18 protein-coding genes are annotated in these 16,796 nt (G+C 35.8%); 12 read left to right on the plus strand and 6 right to left on the minus strand.

From position 1 onward, the window contains the following. Positions 1-288: 288 nt before the first annotated feature. Entirely contained in the window at positions 289-1,182 is an 894-nt protein-coding gene (locus tag ACP3T3_RS18120) for an archaemetzincin (protein WP_426477163.1), read from the minus strand. Beyond that, positions 1,163-1,639 (minus strand): SixA phosphatase family protein, encoded by a 477-nt coding sequence (locus tag ACP3T3_RS18125; RefSeq protein ID WP_426477164.1) that lies wholly within the window; start codon positions 1,637-1,639, stop codon positions 1,163-1,165. The genes ACP3T3_RS18120 and ACP3T3_RS18125 overlap by 20 nt, the downstream gene beginning before the upstream one ends. Positions 1,640-1,754: 115 nt before the next feature. On the opposite strand from ACP3T3_RS18125, the gene ruvX reads away from it, so the two are divergent. From ruvX to ACP3T3_RS18155, 6 genes are all read left to right on the plus strand, one after another. Next, positions 1,755-2,171 carry a Holliday junction resolvase RuvX gene (gene ruvX / locus ACP3T3_RS18130; RefSeq protein ID WP_426477165.1) on the plus strand — a complete coding sequence of 139 codons (417 nt, stop codon included), beginning with the start codon at positions 1,755-1,757 and terminating at the stop codon, positions 2,169-2,171. Next, entirely contained in the window at positions 2,168-2,740 is a 573-nt protein-coding gene (def, locus tag ACP3T3_RS18135; protein WP_426477166.1) for a peptide deformylase, read from the plus strand. The genes ruvX and def overlap by 4 nt, the downstream gene beginning before the upstream one ends. A 74-nt stretch (positions 2,741-2,814) precedes the next feature. Further along, positions 2,815-3,372 (plus strand): DUF5606 domain-containing protein, encoded by a 558-nt coding sequence (locus tag ACP3T3_RS18140; protein WP_426477167.1) that lies wholly within the window; start codon positions 2,815-2,817, stop codon positions 3,370-3,372. Between the two features lie 235 nt (positions 3,373-3,607). Then, the gene (mazG, locus tag ACP3T3_RS18145; protein WP_426477168.1) at positions 3,608-4,375 is read left to right on the plus strand and encodes a nucleoside triphosphate pyrophosphohydrolase; all 768 of its coding nucleotides are present in this window, start codon (positions 3,608-3,610) and stop codon (positions 4,373-4,375) included. Positions 4,376-4,430: 55 nt separating this feature from the next. After that, complete coding sequence (locus ACP3T3_RS18150; RefSeq protein WP_426477169.1) at positions 4,431-5,303, plus strand: SdiA-regulated domain-containing protein; 873 nt, start codon at positions 4,431-4,433, stop codon at positions 5,301-5,303. A gap of 29 nt (positions 5,304-5,332) precedes the next feature. Further along, positions 5,333-6,145, plus strand: coding sequence for a hypothetical protein (locus tag ACP3T3_RS18155; RefSeq protein WP_426477170.1), 813 nt, complete (start codon positions 5,333-5,335; stop codon positions 6,143-6,145). A 79-nt stretch (positions 6,146-6,224) separates the two neighbouring features. Here ACP3T3_RS18155 and ACP3T3_RS18160 read toward each other — a convergent pair whose 3' ends face one another. From ACP3T3_RS18160 to ACP3T3_RS18170, 3 genes are all read right to left on the minus strand, one after another. Beyond that, complete coding sequence (locus ACP3T3_RS18160) at positions 6,225-6,938, minus strand: hypothetical protein (RefSeq protein WP_426477171.1); 714 nt, start codon at positions 6,936-6,938, stop codon at positions 6,225-6,227. Between the two features lie 78 nt (positions 6,939-7,016). After that, entirely contained in the window at positions 7,017-7,730 is a 714-nt protein-coding gene (locus tag ACP3T3_RS18165) for a hypothetical protein (RefSeq protein ID WP_426477172.1), read from the minus strand. 413 nt (positions 7,731-8,143) lie between these two features. Next, positions 8,144-11,860: a metallophosphoesterase gene (locus ACP3T3_RS18170; RefSeq protein ID WP_426477173.1), complete on the minus strand. Its 3,717-nt coding sequence runs from the start codon at positions 11,858-11,860 to the stop codon at positions 8,144-8,146. Positions 11,861-11,886: 26 nt separating this feature from the next. On the opposite strand from ACP3T3_RS18170, the gene ACP3T3_RS18175 reads away from it, so the two are divergent. The 3 genes from ACP3T3_RS18175 (at position 11,887) to ACP3T3_RS18185 (ending at position 13,954) form a co-directional block, all read left to right on the plus strand. Continuing rightward, positions 11,887-13,062 carry a Pycsar system effector family protein gene (locus tag ACP3T3_RS18175; RefSeq protein ID WP_426477174.1) on the plus strand — a complete coding sequence of 392 codons (1,176 nt, stop codon included), beginning with the start codon at positions 11,887-11,889 and terminating at the stop codon, positions 13,060-13,062. Positions 13,063-13,122: 60 nt separating this feature from the next. After that, positions 13,123-13,617: a bestrophin family ion channel gene (locus tag ACP3T3_RS18180; RefSeq protein ID WP_426477175.1), complete on the plus strand. Its 495-nt coding sequence runs from the start codon at positions 13,123-13,125 to the stop codon at positions 13,615-13,617. Positions 13,618-13,726: 109 nt separating this feature from the next. Continuing rightward, positions 13,727-13,954 (plus strand): bestrophin family ion channel, encoded by a 228-nt coding sequence (locus ACP3T3_RS18185; protein WP_426477176.1) that lies wholly within the window; start codon positions 13,727-13,729, stop codon positions 13,952-13,954. A gap of 25 nt (positions 13,955-13,979) precedes the next feature. On the opposite strand, the gene ACP3T3_RS18190 is transcribed toward ACP3T3_RS18185, so the two are convergent. Continuing rightward, entirely contained in the window at positions 13,980-14,213 is a 234-nt protein-coding gene (locus ACP3T3_RS18190) for a helix-turn-helix domain-containing protein (RefSeq protein WP_426477177.1), read from the minus strand. 127 nt (positions 14,214-14,340) lie between these two features. On the opposite strand from ACP3T3_RS18190, the gene ACP3T3_RS18195 reads away from it, so the two are divergent. The 3 genes from ACP3T3_RS18195 to ACP3T3_RS18205 are packed head-to-tail and all read left to right on the plus strand — an operon-like array spanning position 14,341 to position 16,778. Beyond that, positions 14,341-15,858: a hypothetical protein gene (locus ACP3T3_RS18195; RefSeq protein WP_426477178.1), complete on the plus strand. Its 1,518-nt coding sequence runs from the start codon at positions 14,341-14,343 to the stop codon at positions 15,856-15,858. A 6-nt stretch (positions 15,859-15,864) separates the two neighbouring features. Next, entirely contained in the window at positions 15,865-16,269 is a 405-nt protein-coding gene (locus tag ACP3T3_RS18200) for a hypothetical protein (protein WP_426477179.1), read from the plus strand. Continuing rightward, a complete protein-coding gene (locus ACP3T3_RS18205; protein WP_426477180.1) occupies positions 16,269-16,778 on the plus strand; it encodes a hypothetical protein in 510 nt (169 codons plus the stop codon). Before ACP3T3_RS18200 ends, ACP3T3_RS18205 begins: the two co-directional genes overlap by 1 nt. Positions 16,779-16,796: the final 18 nt, after the last annotated feature.

Raw genomic sequence — 16,796 nt, forward strand, 5'->3', positions numbered from 1 at the left:
ATTCTATGAAGAACGGGCTTTGGTCCGTTCTTTTTTGTTGGTTAACCACGAATGGCACTAATCTGTTCACAAATAACACTAATTTTAATGATAATTGAAAATTAAAACTGATATAATTCAATAGGAACGGGCTATCATCCTGAGCGGAGACGAAGGAAGTTCGTTTTTTCATGTTTAGAGTGATAATGGCTTTAGCCGAAAGTAACCACCCCGTCAAAAATTCTTTGAATTTTCGCCACCCCTCCGGTGGAGGGGAATATGCAGTCGGTAAAAGAAAAGTTAGTTTATTTATTGTACAAGATTCAGATCCTGATTTACTAAAGTAAGTTCTGTATTAAGGTGCTGTTTTTCAAAGAAATTTTTTAATTCAAGAAGTCTTTTCTTATGATCATAATGGATGCTTGAATTCAATTTTCTTTGGCAGAGTGAGCAGGCCCTGGCCGGGTGATCATCGGTTTCCGGTAAAGAATTGGTTCCATTCATGACACAGTTGGCATTCAGGCAGTGGCTGATCCCGAACATATGCCCAATTTCATGTGAACTTATTTTTACTAGTCTTAAAAGGCTCTCATTGAAATTTGAATCGGTTAAATGACCATTTGCAAATCTGTACATCGATGTTACTCCCACACCATCTTCATAAGAAGCCAGTCCGAAAACATAATTCCATTCCGGTTTGGGGAAAAGATCTTTCTCTGTAATTCCCATCAATACTACAGCATCTTTAGGTTTTCTTTTGATCAGAATGCTGTCCAGTACGTATCCTGCCAGAATCTGTTCCTGCCCTTCTTTTGAAATTCTTTTCACCTTTTTAGGAAAGATAGTATTGGGTAGAGCTGGCAGTATTTTTGTTTCCAGCTGGAAATATATTTTTAAGTACTCTTTGGTAAGTGCTATTTCTTTTTTCTGAAGTTCATCAAACTTTCCGATGGGTTGAAGATAAATGGTGTTTTTTCCAGGTTTGGGTTTTATTTTTTTTAACTTCTGAAAATCTTCAAATATCTGGAAATGTTCATCATGATTATAGCGCCAGCTTCCGGGTTTCGGTGAAGAGGAAAGCTTTATGTCATTCTTTGCGATAGACTCATAGTAAGTATTCTTCTGTTTCTGGCATGAGAAAAGAAGGGTAATTATTGCAGCATAAAAAAATGAGAAAGTAAAGTTATATTTTCCCGGGCTCATAAAAGAACAGCAGTTTCTTTTTAGCACCATCAAATTCGGACCAGGATTCACAGTCTACTTCAAAACCGGCCACTCCACAGGTTGGGAAATGGAAAATATCTTCAGAAATGGAATTGGCAAAATTGGAAATTCCATTATTGTGAGAGAAGAAAGCAACGGACTTCAGGTTGTCATCCAGGTCATAAATTACAGATTCAAAACTTCTTTCCGAAGGATTGTACAATTTTTCATCAGTGGAACAGTTCAGCTGATAAGCCTGATTAAAAATTTTACAGGTATTCAGTGCGCGCACTGCGGGACTTGATACAAAATGATCAATGGAAATATTATTGTTTTTAAGGAATCTGGACATGTGCATAGCATCCTCCAGACCTTTGTCTGCCAAAGGTCTGTCAAAGTCCTCCGTTTCCTCCGGCCAGTCGCTTTTTGCATGTCTTACGAGGATGAGTTTCTTCATATAATTGTTTTTTGGAAGATTAAAATTATAAAAAAAATAATGGAATAAAACATGATTTATATAAAAAAACTGCGTTATGAATAAAATCAGTAAATTTTACTAAATTTGCAGACTTATGGGACAAATCCTTGCAATAGACTACGGAAAGGCTCGTTGTGGTATCGCTGCAACAGATGATATGCAGATTATAGCCAGCGGACTGGAGACTGTAGAGAACCGTTCTTTAATGGAATTTTTGAAAAAATATTTCAATGAAAACAAGGTGGATGAAGTGGTGATTGGGCTTCCCATAGATTTGAAAGGAAATGTTTCAGAAGTGGAAACTGATATTTTAAAATTCATAGAAGAATTTAAAAAAGAATTTTCGGATATTGCAGTTCACCGTTTTGATGAAAGATTTACTTCCAAAATGGCTTCGTTTTTTATTTCCCAAAGTGGAAAAAGTAAGAAAAAGAGGCAGGAAAAAGGATTAATAGATAAAGTAAGTGCAACCATCATATTGCAGAATTTTTTAGAACAAAGATTAAGATGATTTTACCGATAAGAGCTTTTGGGGATCCTGTTTTGAGAAAAGTGGGAAAAGATATAGACAAAGACTATCCCGAATTACAGGAACTGATAGATAACATGTTCGAAACTATGTACAGCGCAAATGGCATAGGTCTTGCTGCGCCTCAGATTGGTTTGGATATCCGTCTGTTTGTCATAGACGTGACACCTCTTGCAGAAGATGAGGATTATGAAGATATCAAAGATGAGCTGGCAGAATTCAGAAAAGTATTTATCAATGCCCAGATTCTTGAAGAATCAGGTGAAGAATGGAAGTTCAATGAGGGCTGTCTTTCTATTCCGGATGTAAGAGAAGATGTAAAAAGAAAAGGAACAATCGTTATTGAATATTATGACGAAAATTTTGTGAAACATACAGAAACTTTTTCCGATATTAGAGCCCGCGTAATTCAACATGAATATGACCACATTGAAGGAATTCTGTTTACCGACCACCTGAGCGCTCTGAAGAAGAAACTGGTAAAAGGTAAGCTGACAAAAATTTCTCAGGGTGACGTAAACATCGGTTACAAAATGAGATTTCCAAAATAATTTAAATAAGGATTAAAAGAATAATATAAAGCAAAAAGCTAGTGCTGATTGCAGAATTTACAAAAAATAAAATTATGCTGTTAGAAAAAATAATTTCAATTTCTGGAAAACCAGGACTTTTCAAATTAGTTTCTCAATTAAGAAACGGATTTATCATTGAAGATGTTACCAACAAGAAAAAAGTAAGCATTGGAAACTCAAGCCAGGTAAGTTTATTGGATAATATTGCCATGTTTACATTCGAGAAAGAAGTTCCTTTGTTTGAAGTATTTGAAAATATTGCTAAAAACAACGATTATAAGGAAACAATTTCTCACAAATCTTCTGATGCTGAGCTGAAAGACTTCATGCTGGCATCGCTTCCTAACTATGATACAGAAAGAGTATACGCTTCTGATATCAAGAAACTGGCTCAGTGGTACAACATTCTTCATAAGGCTGGATATATTACTCCTGAAAGCTTTGTAAAAGCAGAACCTGAAACTTTAGACGGTGAACCAGCTGCAGAAGAAGTAAGCATTGAAAAAGAAGCTAAAAAAGCTCCAAAAGCAGAAAAACCAGCTGCGCCGAAAGTAAAAGCTACTTCAGCTGCAAAATCAGCTCCGAAAAGCACACACAGAAAACAAGGATAATTCATTTTTGAATTAAAAATACAAAGCCTTGTCCGGAAATTACGGACAAGGCTTTTTGTTTTCAGGCAGCAGGTAATAGCGAGTTTATATCCTAAAACCTAACAGGTTTCGAAAACCTGTTAGGTTTAATTACCTAATCTATTTGGATTCTGCATTCCGTAACTTTTATTCCCAACGTTTGTAATGATGCCTGAATAACCCTTACATTTGTATAATATTGAATTTCCCATTATTTATGAATACAAAACAGGAGAAACTGGAAGCCTTCGGAAGACTATTGGATATTATGGATGATCTGCGTGAAAAATGTCCGTGGGATCAGAAACAGACATTCCAGTCACTCCGGCACCTTACCCTGGAAGAGACGTATGAGCTTTCAGATGCTATTTTACAGGAAGATTTACAGGAAATAAAAAAAGAGTTGGGCGATGTCCTGCTTCACCTGGTTTTTTACGCTAAAATAGGTTCTGAAAAAGAAAGCTTTGATATCGCGGATGTAATCAATTCTCTTAATGAAAAGCTCATTTTCCGTCATCCTCACATCTATGGAGATACCGAAGTGAAAGATGAAGAGGAAGTGAAACAAAACTGGGAAAAATTAAAATTAAAAGAAGGGAACAAATCTATTTTGGGCGGAGTTCCTAAAAGTCTGCCGAGTTTGGTAAAAGCCTACAGAATTCAGGATAAGGTAAAAGGAATCGGTTTTGAATTTCATAATGCGGAAGATGCCTGGAAAAAAGTAGATGAAGAGATTCAGGAGTTCCATGCCGAGACGGATCTGGATAAGAAAGAACAGGAACTGGGTGATGTATTTTTCTCGCTGATTAATTATGCAAGGATTTCAGGAATAAACCCGGATTCTGCGTTGGAAAGAACCAATCTGAAGTTTATTTCAAGATTTCAAAAAATGGAAGGGCTTGCCGAAGAACAGGATTTGAAACTGGCAGATATGTCTCTGGAAGAAATGGATGTTCTCTGGGAAAAGGCAAAAAAACTTTTATAGTTCCCGATTGAACAATTAATGCTTTTTATATTCAGTTTAAAAAATAAAAATAGATATGTTACGTTTCCTTATATTCCCTGCTTTGCTTCTATTGAGCTGTAATCCAAAAGCTCAGAATTCTCCTGCTAATGAAAACGAATTGAAACTCCAGTTTTCTTTACCCAAAAAGTTGAAGGAAGTTTCCGGAATTACTCTGGCAAATGATAAGAAGACAATCTGGGTGATAGAAGACAGAGGAAATAAAAGTGCAATATACGGATTGAGTGATAAAGGTGATATGCTGGCAAAAATACCGGTAGAAAATGCCGAAAATACAGACTGGGAAGACATCATATCAGATGCTCAGGGAAATATTTATATCGGAGATTTTGGAAATAATGATAATAACAGACAGGATCTGGCTATTTTAAAAACGGATTTGAAAGACAGCAGACAAACCGTTACCAAAGTTGTTCAGACTACAAAGTTTCATTACCAGGGGCAGACTGAGTTTCCTCCCAAAAAATCATATCTGTTGTATGACTGTGAAGCTTTTGTGGAAATGGACGGGAATTTCTATTTATTCACCAAAAACAGGAGTAAAGGTTTTGACGGAACTTTTCTTGTATTCCAGGTGCCTAATAAAGAAGGGGATTTTGAAGCAAAATTAATAGGAACATTAAAACTTCAGGGCGGATATAATGATGCTGCTATTACATCTGCCACCATCAACAATACAAAAGATAAAATTGTTTTGTTAACCCATAAAAATGTTCACGTTCTTACCGGATTTACGGCTGATAATTTTAATTTAGCAAAAATTCAGAAAATTCCATTAAATCATAATTCCCAGAAGGAAGCTATTGTTTTTCTTGATGATAAAACAGTAATGATTGCAGATGAGAAGGGGAAGGATGAAGGGGAAAATGTGTACAGTTTTTCATTATAAGTTTTATCTTTACAGCCGATTAAATAACTATGAAAAACATATTGTATATCCTGTTGGTGCTAGGCTTTTCCTCTTGCAGTAGTACTAATGATGAATCTATAACTGTAAATGAAAATCAAACTGAAGATTTACAGCCTGATAAAGGATACATTTTTGAGATGGATCAGCGCACAACACTACGCAGTCCGGAAAAATATTATCAGTTTTTCTATGAAAACGGACGTTTACAGAAAATGCGTGGAAGGAACTATTTGGTAACAGCAAATACCCAAGTTTTTTATCCTGATGTAGTTACTCAGTTAACTTATACAAACAATAACTTACAAATAGATTATCTTGAATCGGAAACGACTTCCGGGTATAGAACAATTTCTTATCTGATGGAAAATAACAGACCTGTTAAGGCTGAAAAGTATTATAAGAATGGAACTTTTGCCGAACTGGAGATGACAAGAACCTATACGTATGGATCCAATACAATAAGTGTATATACTAAGCGTGGTTATCAGGAGTTTTTTACAACATATTATTTTGATGGAAATAGTAATCTTTCTAAAAGTGAAACATTAGAAAAGGCCACTGGTAAGGATAAACAGTTCACAACTACTGTGTATTCAGATTTTGACAATGCTAAAAATCCATTTAAAAAATTATTTCTGATTAATGATGATTTTTATGAAAAGAGTTTATCAAAAAATAATTTTAGAGCTAAGGAATCAGTGACAGAATATGCTGATTATCCTGATACCGGTATACCTCCGCAGCCGGGAATATCCAAATCCACATGGACTTATAATTATGATCAGAATGGCCAGGTATTACTATACTTTCCATTTCCATAACATACCAAATAAACCCTGCAGATTTCTCTGTAGGGTTTTTAAATAGATGAATTATTGAAGTGATTGACGGTGGTATTGTTTACTGAGTAAGATAGGAGATACTGATATTACCTTTTGACAGTCTGAAATCCTGGGTGTATTTACATCTTAGCCTGAATGTCTCCCCGGTATTAAAAAGCTGTATGCCTGTAAGCTGATGATATATTTGTGTTGTTCTTTCTCCGTATCCTGTTGATACTGCTGAAATTAAGTTTTGGGTATCAGCCTCTCTCTGAATTTGTGATGTTGCTGTTCCTGCTGTTTCATTAGTTCCGTTGAGGCTTAGGTCATATGTGAAATAGGTTGCTATATTATAGAAACCGGTTTTGTTAACCGTAAATATCCCTGTATTGGCATCATAGGAAATATAATTATTATCTATTTTGTTGACGATATTATACATAAAATTTTGGGCAAAATTTTCAAAAGTCCCGGTTAAATGGCTTCCTGTATAGCTGCCGGTACTTGGTGACATATTATCCTTATTGGCTACAAAGACTACTTTTAAAAAATTTTGAGATTCTATCGTTCTCCAGATAGGCGCTGCACCGGCTCCGTTGGAACTTAAAAACTCACCATCTTTACCTGCAGTGCCCTGTACACTGTCAGAACCTCCTACATTCAGTTCTTTTACGACTTGCAGTGAGCCGTTGACGTGCAGTGTTCTCTGGGGAGTAGGTGTTAAGATCCCCACTTGTGCATTGACTAAGAATGACATGATTAGAAACAATGGGAGTAATAATTTTTTTTTCATTGGAAAGAGAATTTGTTATTGATTGTGGTAAGTATTTCTGTTTTCAATATTATTAGCTGTGAAGAATCGTAATAATTTTTAAGGAACCAGATAAGAAATACTGATATTTCCTGAGGCTAATCTGAAATTCTGGGTATAAACACATCTCAGAGAAAAGGTTTCGCCGGAATTAAGAAATTTTATGCCTGTCAACTGGTGATATATACCGTCTGTCCTTTCTCCGTGTCCTGTGGATATTGCTGAAATATAATCACTCATATCTGAACTGCTCTGAATTCTGGATATTGCTGTTCCTGCCGTCTGATTGGTTCCGTTTAAGCTTAAGTTATATGACAGATAAGTTGAAATATTATAATATCCGGCTCTGTTAGCAGTAAATATCCCTGTATTGGCATCGTAGGAAATATAATTGTTATCTATTTTATTAACGATATTATAGATATAGTTTTTGGTCTGTGCTTCATAGTCTGATGCACTGTTGCTTCCGGTATAGCTGCCTGTACTGGGTGAGATATTGTTTTTTTGTCCCGTAAAAACCATCTTTAAAAAACTTTGGGATTCTATCGTTCTCCAGGTGGGCGCTGCACCGGCTCCGTTGGAACTTAAAAACTCCCCGTCCTTACCTGCGGTACCCTGCACACTTTCAGATCCTCCTACATTTAATTCTTTTACCAGTTGTAAAGAACCGTTGACGTGCAGTGTTCTCTGGGGAGTAGGTGTTAATATCCCCACCTGTGCATTGACTAAAAATGACATGATCAGAAACAATGTCAGTAATAATTCTTTTCTCATAGAATAAATATTTGTTGTTTTTAGACAACAAAATTATTTATTTTTTATAACCTTGGATTTGCAAAAAAGTGAATATAATAGAGTGAATACGATGATTCATATGGATTAAGAAAACTTGAAATAATTATGTAGATTAATTATATTTTTTAAATATCCCTGTTTTGTGATTTTTTTATTTTTTTGTAGATATATATCTACCTGATCATTGTTTACAGAAGTGATAAATGATTGAGCTATGTATAGCCTTGTTTTATATAGCTGAAAGTATGGCTTTTATTTAAAAGCCATATTTGTTTTTATCAGTAAAAATGTAAGTCGAAAATTTAATAAACTGTTCACAGTGTTTTATATTTGCTCTGAAATCTTAACGTTAATTATAACAACGAAAGATAGTTTCTTTTGAATAGGAAAGTTTAAAACTTCATGCCCACTCCGGCAGAAATTCTTCCACCGTCTGAACCATAGAAATAATTCAACCTGGCAGACATCATTTCTACAATACTCAGCCATACACCGGCACCGGCAGACTGATGCCATTTTCTGGAATTTTCGTTGTCATTCCATACACGGCCGATATCATATCCGATGAGAATTCCCATGTTAGCAGGAGCTATATTATTTCTTATCCTTCCAAAGTCCCATCTGATTTCCGAGTTATTGGTAAAATAAGACCTTCCGGCGAATCTTTCATTTCTGAAAGCCCTCATTCCGTTATTGCCGCCGATGGATGCCGCCTGATAAAATTCAAAATTATTGTTATTGATCCACATGACATTGCTGGAATTGGCAAATACAAATTTTCCTTTTTTATCAATTCTGTGGTCAACGGCCAATTTCCCTTTTACAGTCACGAAGTTCTTATTAAAATCAGAAAGCGTGGCTTTCCAGTCGGCATTAAGCATAAATTCCAGTCCAAGAGTAGGAAAGGCTGTATTATCAGCATTTTTATACCCAAATGTATAATTGGCTCCCACAAACTGCTGGCTGTTAAATACGCCTGGCCTTACGTCCGGTGACTGGTTGATGAACCGGTCAGCTTTTCTCTGTACTTTATTATCTTCAAAAGTCAACTGAAACTGATGGCTGAGGTTCATCCAGCTCTTCTGAGAGATGGAAGGAGCAAAATTAAACTTGGAAATTCGGGCTCTGTTGTATTCTCTTTCTGTATTTTCTTTATCATATTCACTTTCATTGGAAAGTCCGAAGAAGTTTTGAGAGAATCTCGGTGTTGTATAAAATGCATCAAGGTTAATATCCCAACCAGAGATTGCCTTTTTAAATATTCCTTTATACGTAAGACTGAATCCTGCAGTAGCTGTATAAAAGTTAGCTTTTAAGCTGTGTCTTTGAGTAAAAGGATCGCGGATGAAGTTATTCACTGTATAATTGGCCAGAACTCCTACAATAACACCGTCATCCGGGTTATAATCCAGATTTGGATATCCTGCAACGGAATTATATTTAGGGTGTTTATAATTATAGCTGTTAGTATCATAATCATCAGTGATATTCCTGGTTGCATTGCCGGCGTTATAAGTATTTTTCTGAGATTTAAAATCATAAATCTTCACCTTTCTTCCGTCTCCAACTGTGTAGGTGTCATGATTATAACCTCCGATCAGTCTGATATTCATCTTTGGGTTCCCTGTTCCTGTTACTTCATAGATGTCATCATCTTCCAGTCCGTAGATCCATAATTCTTTTGTTTTTGAATCATGATAGGTCTTTTCAAAAACCAGTTCATTTTTATCTTTATTTTTATCCAGCTTATATTGCTGTACCAGCACGGAATGGCCGTTCTTGGTGATGACAAACTTATCCGGATTTACTGTTCCTGCCAGTGGAACTTTTTTCTGGAGTACATCATAATACTGTGCTGCATAGCTTTGAAGTTTTGTTTTCCTGATTTTCAGCTTTCTCTGAATTTCAGCAACGGTGTCATCCTGCACTTCTTTAGGAAGATTATGGAAAGCATCATCAATATCTGCATCAGTCAGGTGTTCCTGAATATATTTTGCCTGGGTTTCCCATTCGCTCTGGTCTGCACTTTTTAAAAAGACCAGATCCATCGGATAAGGTTCCATGGCAAGCCATTTCACGCTGCTGATGTCTTCTGTAAAGGTTTTCATATGGCGGATGGCCGGAACATTCATAATAAGTCTGAATGCGGCTCCGTCATATTTACTGAATGCCTGGTCTCTGTCTTTCGGGATCGGTTTATAGATGACCTTGTCACCTTCTTCATATTGTGCCCATTTCCATTGGTCTGAATGTCTGTCCCAGTCGCCGATAAGCATATCAAATAACCTTGCTCTGATGTACGACTCCCTGTCAACAGAATATTTATTACTTTTATTGAGGTTTTTTAATACATCATCCGTAGAAACGATATCTGTTGCATTGCCAAGATAAGCCAACGTTTTCGGATCTGAAGAAAAACGTTCCTCAATCATATACATTTCATCTCCGTAGTTTTCGTTATATCTTCCCAGGGCCTGTTGTTTGGGGATATAGTACAGTTTTGGATTACTGTGGAAAATACCCAGTTTCTCCGACATATTTCCAATAGTAAATGGAGTAAACGGATGATTGGTTGTATAAAAGTCCAGCAGGAATTTTTCAGGGAATGTATCTGCAAGCTCTTCTCCCAGGGTACTTTTCTGGAAAGCCATATTGTTCAGAAAGCGGATTGCACTTTTTTTCACTCCACGCATCACAAATTCCTGTCCGTCTGCAGACTTCAGCCGTAAGCTGTTGGATTGGTTTCCTCCACCTTCTCTGAAAGGAATATACCCTCCGTTTAATTCTGAAAGATTGGCTGTCGGCGCTTCAATAGGGATTCCGTAATATCTTCTGTAATGATCTCCCCAAAGCCAGCGGTAAAATTTCCTTTTTTCAGTAAGCTGTACCGGATAAATGGTTGAAGAGAATGTAGGCGGAAAAGAATTAGGGAAATTATTGACAAATACATCAGGTTTGGAAATCACCGAAATATGAGTCAGTTTTTTAAGCTGGGTATCTTTAGTTGAAAAATATTCAACATCCGTACTTTCATCTTTTCTGAAATTTAAAACGGCAAAGCCGCTTCCTCCATAGGAAAAGTCAGTTTGTTCTACGATCGTGGACGGATCTGTTTTGGAACCTGCACCACTGATGATCTGTCTCAGGTTACCGTCTTCATGGTATTGCAGGTTATGATCATGTCCGGATACGAAAATAATATTTTCCTTATCCTGAACAATACTTTTCAGCCTGTCGGCAAGGTCTGCATAATGTTGGTTATTAATATCTTCAGGGCTGGCGCCGGAGGAACTTCTTAATATATTGATGATACTGGCAACTCCCGGAACAGGAACTTTACTTTTTAAAGGAAAGAGGTGAGATTTTGCAGAATTAAAGCCTGCATGGGTTCCGCTGCTGATGATAGGGTGGTGTAACGCAACAATTATTTTTTTACCCTGATTTTTAATGACAAGATCTTTAAACTCTGTGAAGAAATCTTCACGGGTTTTTATATTGCAGTTTTTGTTGATTCCCGGATAATTATCCCAGTTGGCAATCACCCATTCTGTATCGATAGCAATAAGTTTGATGTCTTTAGAAACATTGATATCATCAATAGGACAGCCGTTTTTGGGGAGAAAAGCTTTTTTGTCGTCAAGATACTTTTTTACCAGTTCTTCCTGGGTGTTCAATCCTTCCAGTCCGTTGTACCAGTCGTGATTACCGGGAATGACAAGCGTTTTTCCTTTGAAATTTTTGGTTATAGCAAGCTGGTTTTCCAGTTTCTGTTTTGCCGGAGCATACTCTTTATCTGTTTCTTTGGGCATTCCGTTAGGATAAATATTATCTCCCAGAAAGATCAGCATAGAATTACTGTCGGCAGAATCCAGCTTACTTTTCAGTAAATCCAGCGTTTTTTGTGCCTGAGGTTCATCCGCATTTCCTGCATCTCCAATCAGAAAAAGCTTAAAATCATTTTCTGACTTTATTTCGGAATTTTTTACTTCAAATAAGTTTTTGCTCTTTTGTACGTTATATGTAGCACAGGAATAAAGGACTCCTGCTGACATTACTGTTCTAAGAACAATAGAAGTATTTTTTAGATGAGTTTTAAAGGATAAATTCATAAATTTACATTAACAAAAATTCAGGAATGAGCATTCTACACAAAGCTAAAAATTATGTTGAAATCTTATTCAAAGATAAGTTATCTTCGGTATATTTTTATCATAATTTTATCCATACTGCCTATACTGTTAATAAGGCGGAGGAAATTATGAAAAATACCCCTGTTTCTGAGGAGGATCAGGAGAAAGTACTCGTTGCATTGTGGTTTCATGATACAGGGTATATAGAATGTGCTCTGAATCATGAGGAGCGTAGTGTAGAGGTGATGAAAGACTTTCTGCACAAGGAAAATTATCCGGAAAACTATATTGCAGATATTGAAAAGCTGATTCTCGCTACGAAAATACATTATGAGCCTCAGAATTTACTGGAAAAAATTGTAAAGGATGCTGACTTCAGCCATTTTGCAGGTCATGATTACAGTGATATTTCTGATGCGTTGAGGAAAGAATGGGAACTGACCAATGTTCGATGTTTTTCCAATGAAGAATGGAATGCCGGAAATCTCGACATGCTTAAGAATAAGCACACTTTTTACACGGATTATGCCAAAGAAAACTGGGAACCTTTGAAAAAGAAAAACATTAAAAAGATCGAAAAGAAATTGGAAAAAGAGGAAGAGAAGAAAGACAATAAAAAAGATAATCCAGAGAGCAAAAAGGAGAAAGAAAAATCAGACAGAAGTGTGGATACCTTATTCAGGGTAACGCTGAATAACCATACGAGACTGAGTGATATTGCAGACAGCAAAGCCAATATTCTTTTATCTGTAAACGCAATTATTATTTCTGTCTGTCTTTCGGTACTGGTTCCAAAGCTGGATGCTCCTAAAAATTCGCATCTGATTCTTCCCAGTTTCATATTGCTGCTGTCCAGTGTACTGACGATCATATTTGCAATTTTATCCACCAAGCCGAATGTGACGAAAACCACATTTACCTCTCAGGATATTGTGAACAGAAAAGTAAACCTGCTGTTCTTCGGTAACTTTCAGCAGATGTTGTTTGACGACTATCATAATGCCATGAAAGACCTGATCAAAGACAGGGATTATATCTATGATTCTATGGTGAAAGATTTGTATTACCTGGGGAAAGTTCTTAACAGGAAGTACAGGCTTTTATCCATTACCTATAAGATTTTTATGGCCGGGATTATTATTTCCGTTCTGTCATTCGGGGTAGCTTTTCTTAGTCTTTAATTATAAATATATACAAATGATAGTCAGATAGCGAACGAATTGGCTGAAAATGTTATTTATATGGAGAGGCTCTGTATTAAAGAAAATTGTTGTTCAGCTCTCTCTTTGGCTATTTATTTTTTCAAAGGGAGAATTTTTGATTATAAAGTGCATCTTAATCCTACAATTTTTACATTGATAGGACTGGCACTTGCCATATTTATGGGTTTCTGTAATTCGGCGAGCTATGACCGTTTTTGGGAAGGACGGAAACTTTGGGGATTACTTGTGATTGAAACGAGATCTTTGACGAGACAAATCTTATCATTAGTGAATGATTCTTCTCCGGGAGCTTCGGAAGAAAAACAGAACATCATTAAGCTGATCTCTGCATTTTCCTGGTCGCTGAACTTTCAGTTGAGGGATAAAACTGGGACAGAGCATCTTGAAAGACTGCTTTCTCCTGAACAATTGGAACAGGTGAAACATAAAAAATTATTCCCAGTATTATTCTTGGATTTATCGCCGACTGGCTTAATGAACAGAATAAAAAAGGAAACATTGATACTATTGTGATGACTTCTATGGATCATCAGCTGAATCAGTTTTCTAATATTTCCGGTGGCTGTGAGAGAATTATAACACTCCGCTGCCTTTTGCTTACAGCGTTCTTTTGCATCGTACGGTGTATTTATACTGCTTCTGGCTTCCTTTTGGGCTGGTAGATTCTTTGGGATGGATGATGCCTTTAATTGTTCTACTGATCAGCTACACTTTTATTGCTCTTGATGCTATTATTCAGGAGATTGCTGAGCCTTTTGGTGAGGAAGAAAATGACCTTGCCCTGAACAGCATCTGCCGTACTATTGAATTTTCTATTTTGAACAGGCCGAAATTCCGCAAGGTGAATTGAAGAAGCCTGATACTTATTTTGTGAATTAAGATTTTTCTAAATCTTTCAAAAAATCGCTTATTGAAATTTCAAGAGCATCTGTAATTCTCATAAGACTGAGAACAGATGTATTGATAACTCCTCTTTCTATCCTTGTAATTTGAGAAATTTCTACATCTACCATGAAAGCAAGTTCTTTTTGTGTAAGATTTTTTTGCAGACGAGCCTCTTGGAGACGCTCACCAATTTTCTTCAGTATTATTTGATCCGAATCTTTCACATAGCAAAGGTTGTGGTTTACTATAAATTTAAAGTAGGCAAATTTGCCTACTTTAAATTTTATTCTTACGTTTGTGAAAAATTTATATATTTGAACACCCAAAAAATTAAAAACACATGAGAGAAAAATGAGTCTCCGGTTGTCTTTATTGATAGCCCTATTTGCTACTTTATGGTCCTGCAGGAATGATTATTTCCCAGATCAGCAGGAGAATCCTAATGACAGGAATGCTCTCCGGTATACTTACAAAAGAATTTCACTGGATGAAAGTAAGCACAAGACTAATCTTATTCCTGAGCTAAAAAAAGTCAATGAGAAATTTAAAACATTAGAAACCTATGTTTCAGGGAAAGCTGTGAAGTACAGTAATGGGGTTTCTGTAAATACAGATGATGTGATTTACATAGAACGAGGGCCTAATGTTCACAGTTATACTTTTCATCTTACAAGGGATAATGCTGCTGAGGATGCACCTTTGGAAAACCTTGTGCTAAGTCTACTTCCTGATGGGACTTACAAAGAACTTTTAATTACTTATCACTTTACCCTACAGGAAAAACAAATTCTGGCCAATGGAGGCTCTGTGGATACAAAAGGAAAACTGACCGTAGAAGAACTTAATCCGGGAACTTACAATGGTGGATTAGTCGAGAAGTCAGATATCTCCTGTGAATGGGTAGAAGAATCCTATTATACTTCCTGCAGTGAAGGACAGCATTTCAATGGAGAGCTTCCAAAAACACAAGGAGGTCCCTGTAAAGCAGATCAGCCTTCCACACGGGTAACAGTAGTTATTCATAGATGTAAAGCACTCCCAGCTACTACAGAATTGGGCGATGATGGAACCGGTGGGGGTGGTGGACCTTTTGGAGGATCAGGCGGAAATAATAATGGTACGCCTACAATACCAAATTTACCGCTTCCTAGTGGACCTTGTAAAAAAATTATTACTGAAAATGCAAAAGCAAAAACCCTTTTAAATGAATCTGTAGTTGATTTACAAAATAATACAATGAAGTCAGGTATTTCTACTTCAACTGTTGAAAAAGCTTTTACTTTTGGTAAAAATCCTTCAGGTATTTATAAAGTTTCAAGTATCATTTTAGGAAGCTCTTCTGGGGCTAGTGTACCAATGCCTGCAACAAATCCTGATTTTGTTGTGGAAGGAGGTATACATAACCACACATCAGTAACTTATGATGTAGCTTCCCCTGGAGACGTTTATTGGTTTTGGAAAGTTCATAATATTAATCCTAATTTTAATTATTACTATACTAATGGGGCTTATACAGGAGCAACTTACGTATATACGATCACAAATCCTACGGCTTTTGCTAATTTTACAACAACTTATCCCGAGCTTACTTATTTTGATATGACAAGTCAAAACTGGAATGCATCAATGAGTATTGGAAAAGACTTTAATTTAGTATATAATTATTTTTTTAGTGTTTCAAAAAAATCTGATGAAGAATCAATGGAACTTGCAACAGCTTTTGTAATAGGAAAATATGGAATGGGAATTGGTATAAGTAAAAAAGACAGTTCGGGTAATTTTAACCCAATTTATGTGAAAGAATTACCTGATCCAACAGACCCAACAAAAATAATATATAAAGAAACAATAGACTGCAATTTAAAATAATTACCAATGAAAAAAATATCAAAAATATTATTAATGATTACTTTTTGTCTATTCATTAAAAGTTTTGCTCAACTAGATACGTTGAATTATTTAAAGCAATTTGAAGTTAATAAAACAAGTTATATTGGGAAGCCTTTTTCTAAGCTATTAAATGATATGACACAAATTCAACCTAAAACGGTTTGGCCTGTCCCAAATTTTAAAACTAAATATTATAATTTTTCAACTGATTTTAATTTTTGTGAAGAAGCTTCTTTTCATAATGTAGTTACTTTATCAATAGAATGGGAAACTCCAATTTTAAGACATGAAACCAGATATTTCCAAGAATTAAATAATGCCTTATTCACCAATGAAGAAAGAAATTTTTATGGAAGTAAAATCATAAAAGGGATAAAAGTATATCGTTAATGATGAAGAAATTAACGTTGATTTACTCAATTCTTTTTCTATCCAAAGTATCTTCAAAAGAGATTAAAGGAGTAGCACATACTAGAAAAGTTATTAAAAATGATACGTTACACTCTGTAAAATTAGAACCATTAGTTCATTATATTTCAACATTAGAGAATATAAAAATACTTCCACCTACATCAGAAGAAAGAAAAGCAATTGATTCATTAAAATCAGAAGCTGTAACATCCCTGGAAAAATGCCAGAAAATAAGTGGGGACTGTATTGATGATATAGAGCTATTTGAACCTAATTATGCAGGTTTGAAGACAGGAATAGACAATTTCCGCAAAATCTTATTTGAAAAATTTAAGGTTCAGGCCAATGCACAGAAAGGAGAAAACAGAGTTCGCGTTACAATAGGAAAACAAAATACTATTGAAAAAATTGATTTCATAAGGTATATAGATGAAGCTTCAAAGAAAGAAATAGAACGTTTACTTCAATCAAAAGAACTTGACAACTAGTATTCTGCTAAAGTTTAT

This window comes from Chryseobacterium sp. CBSDS_008 (assembly GCF_049959325.1).
Taxonomy (GTDB): Bacteria; Bacteroidota; Bacteroidia; order Flavobacteriales; family Weeksellaceae; genus Chryseobacterium.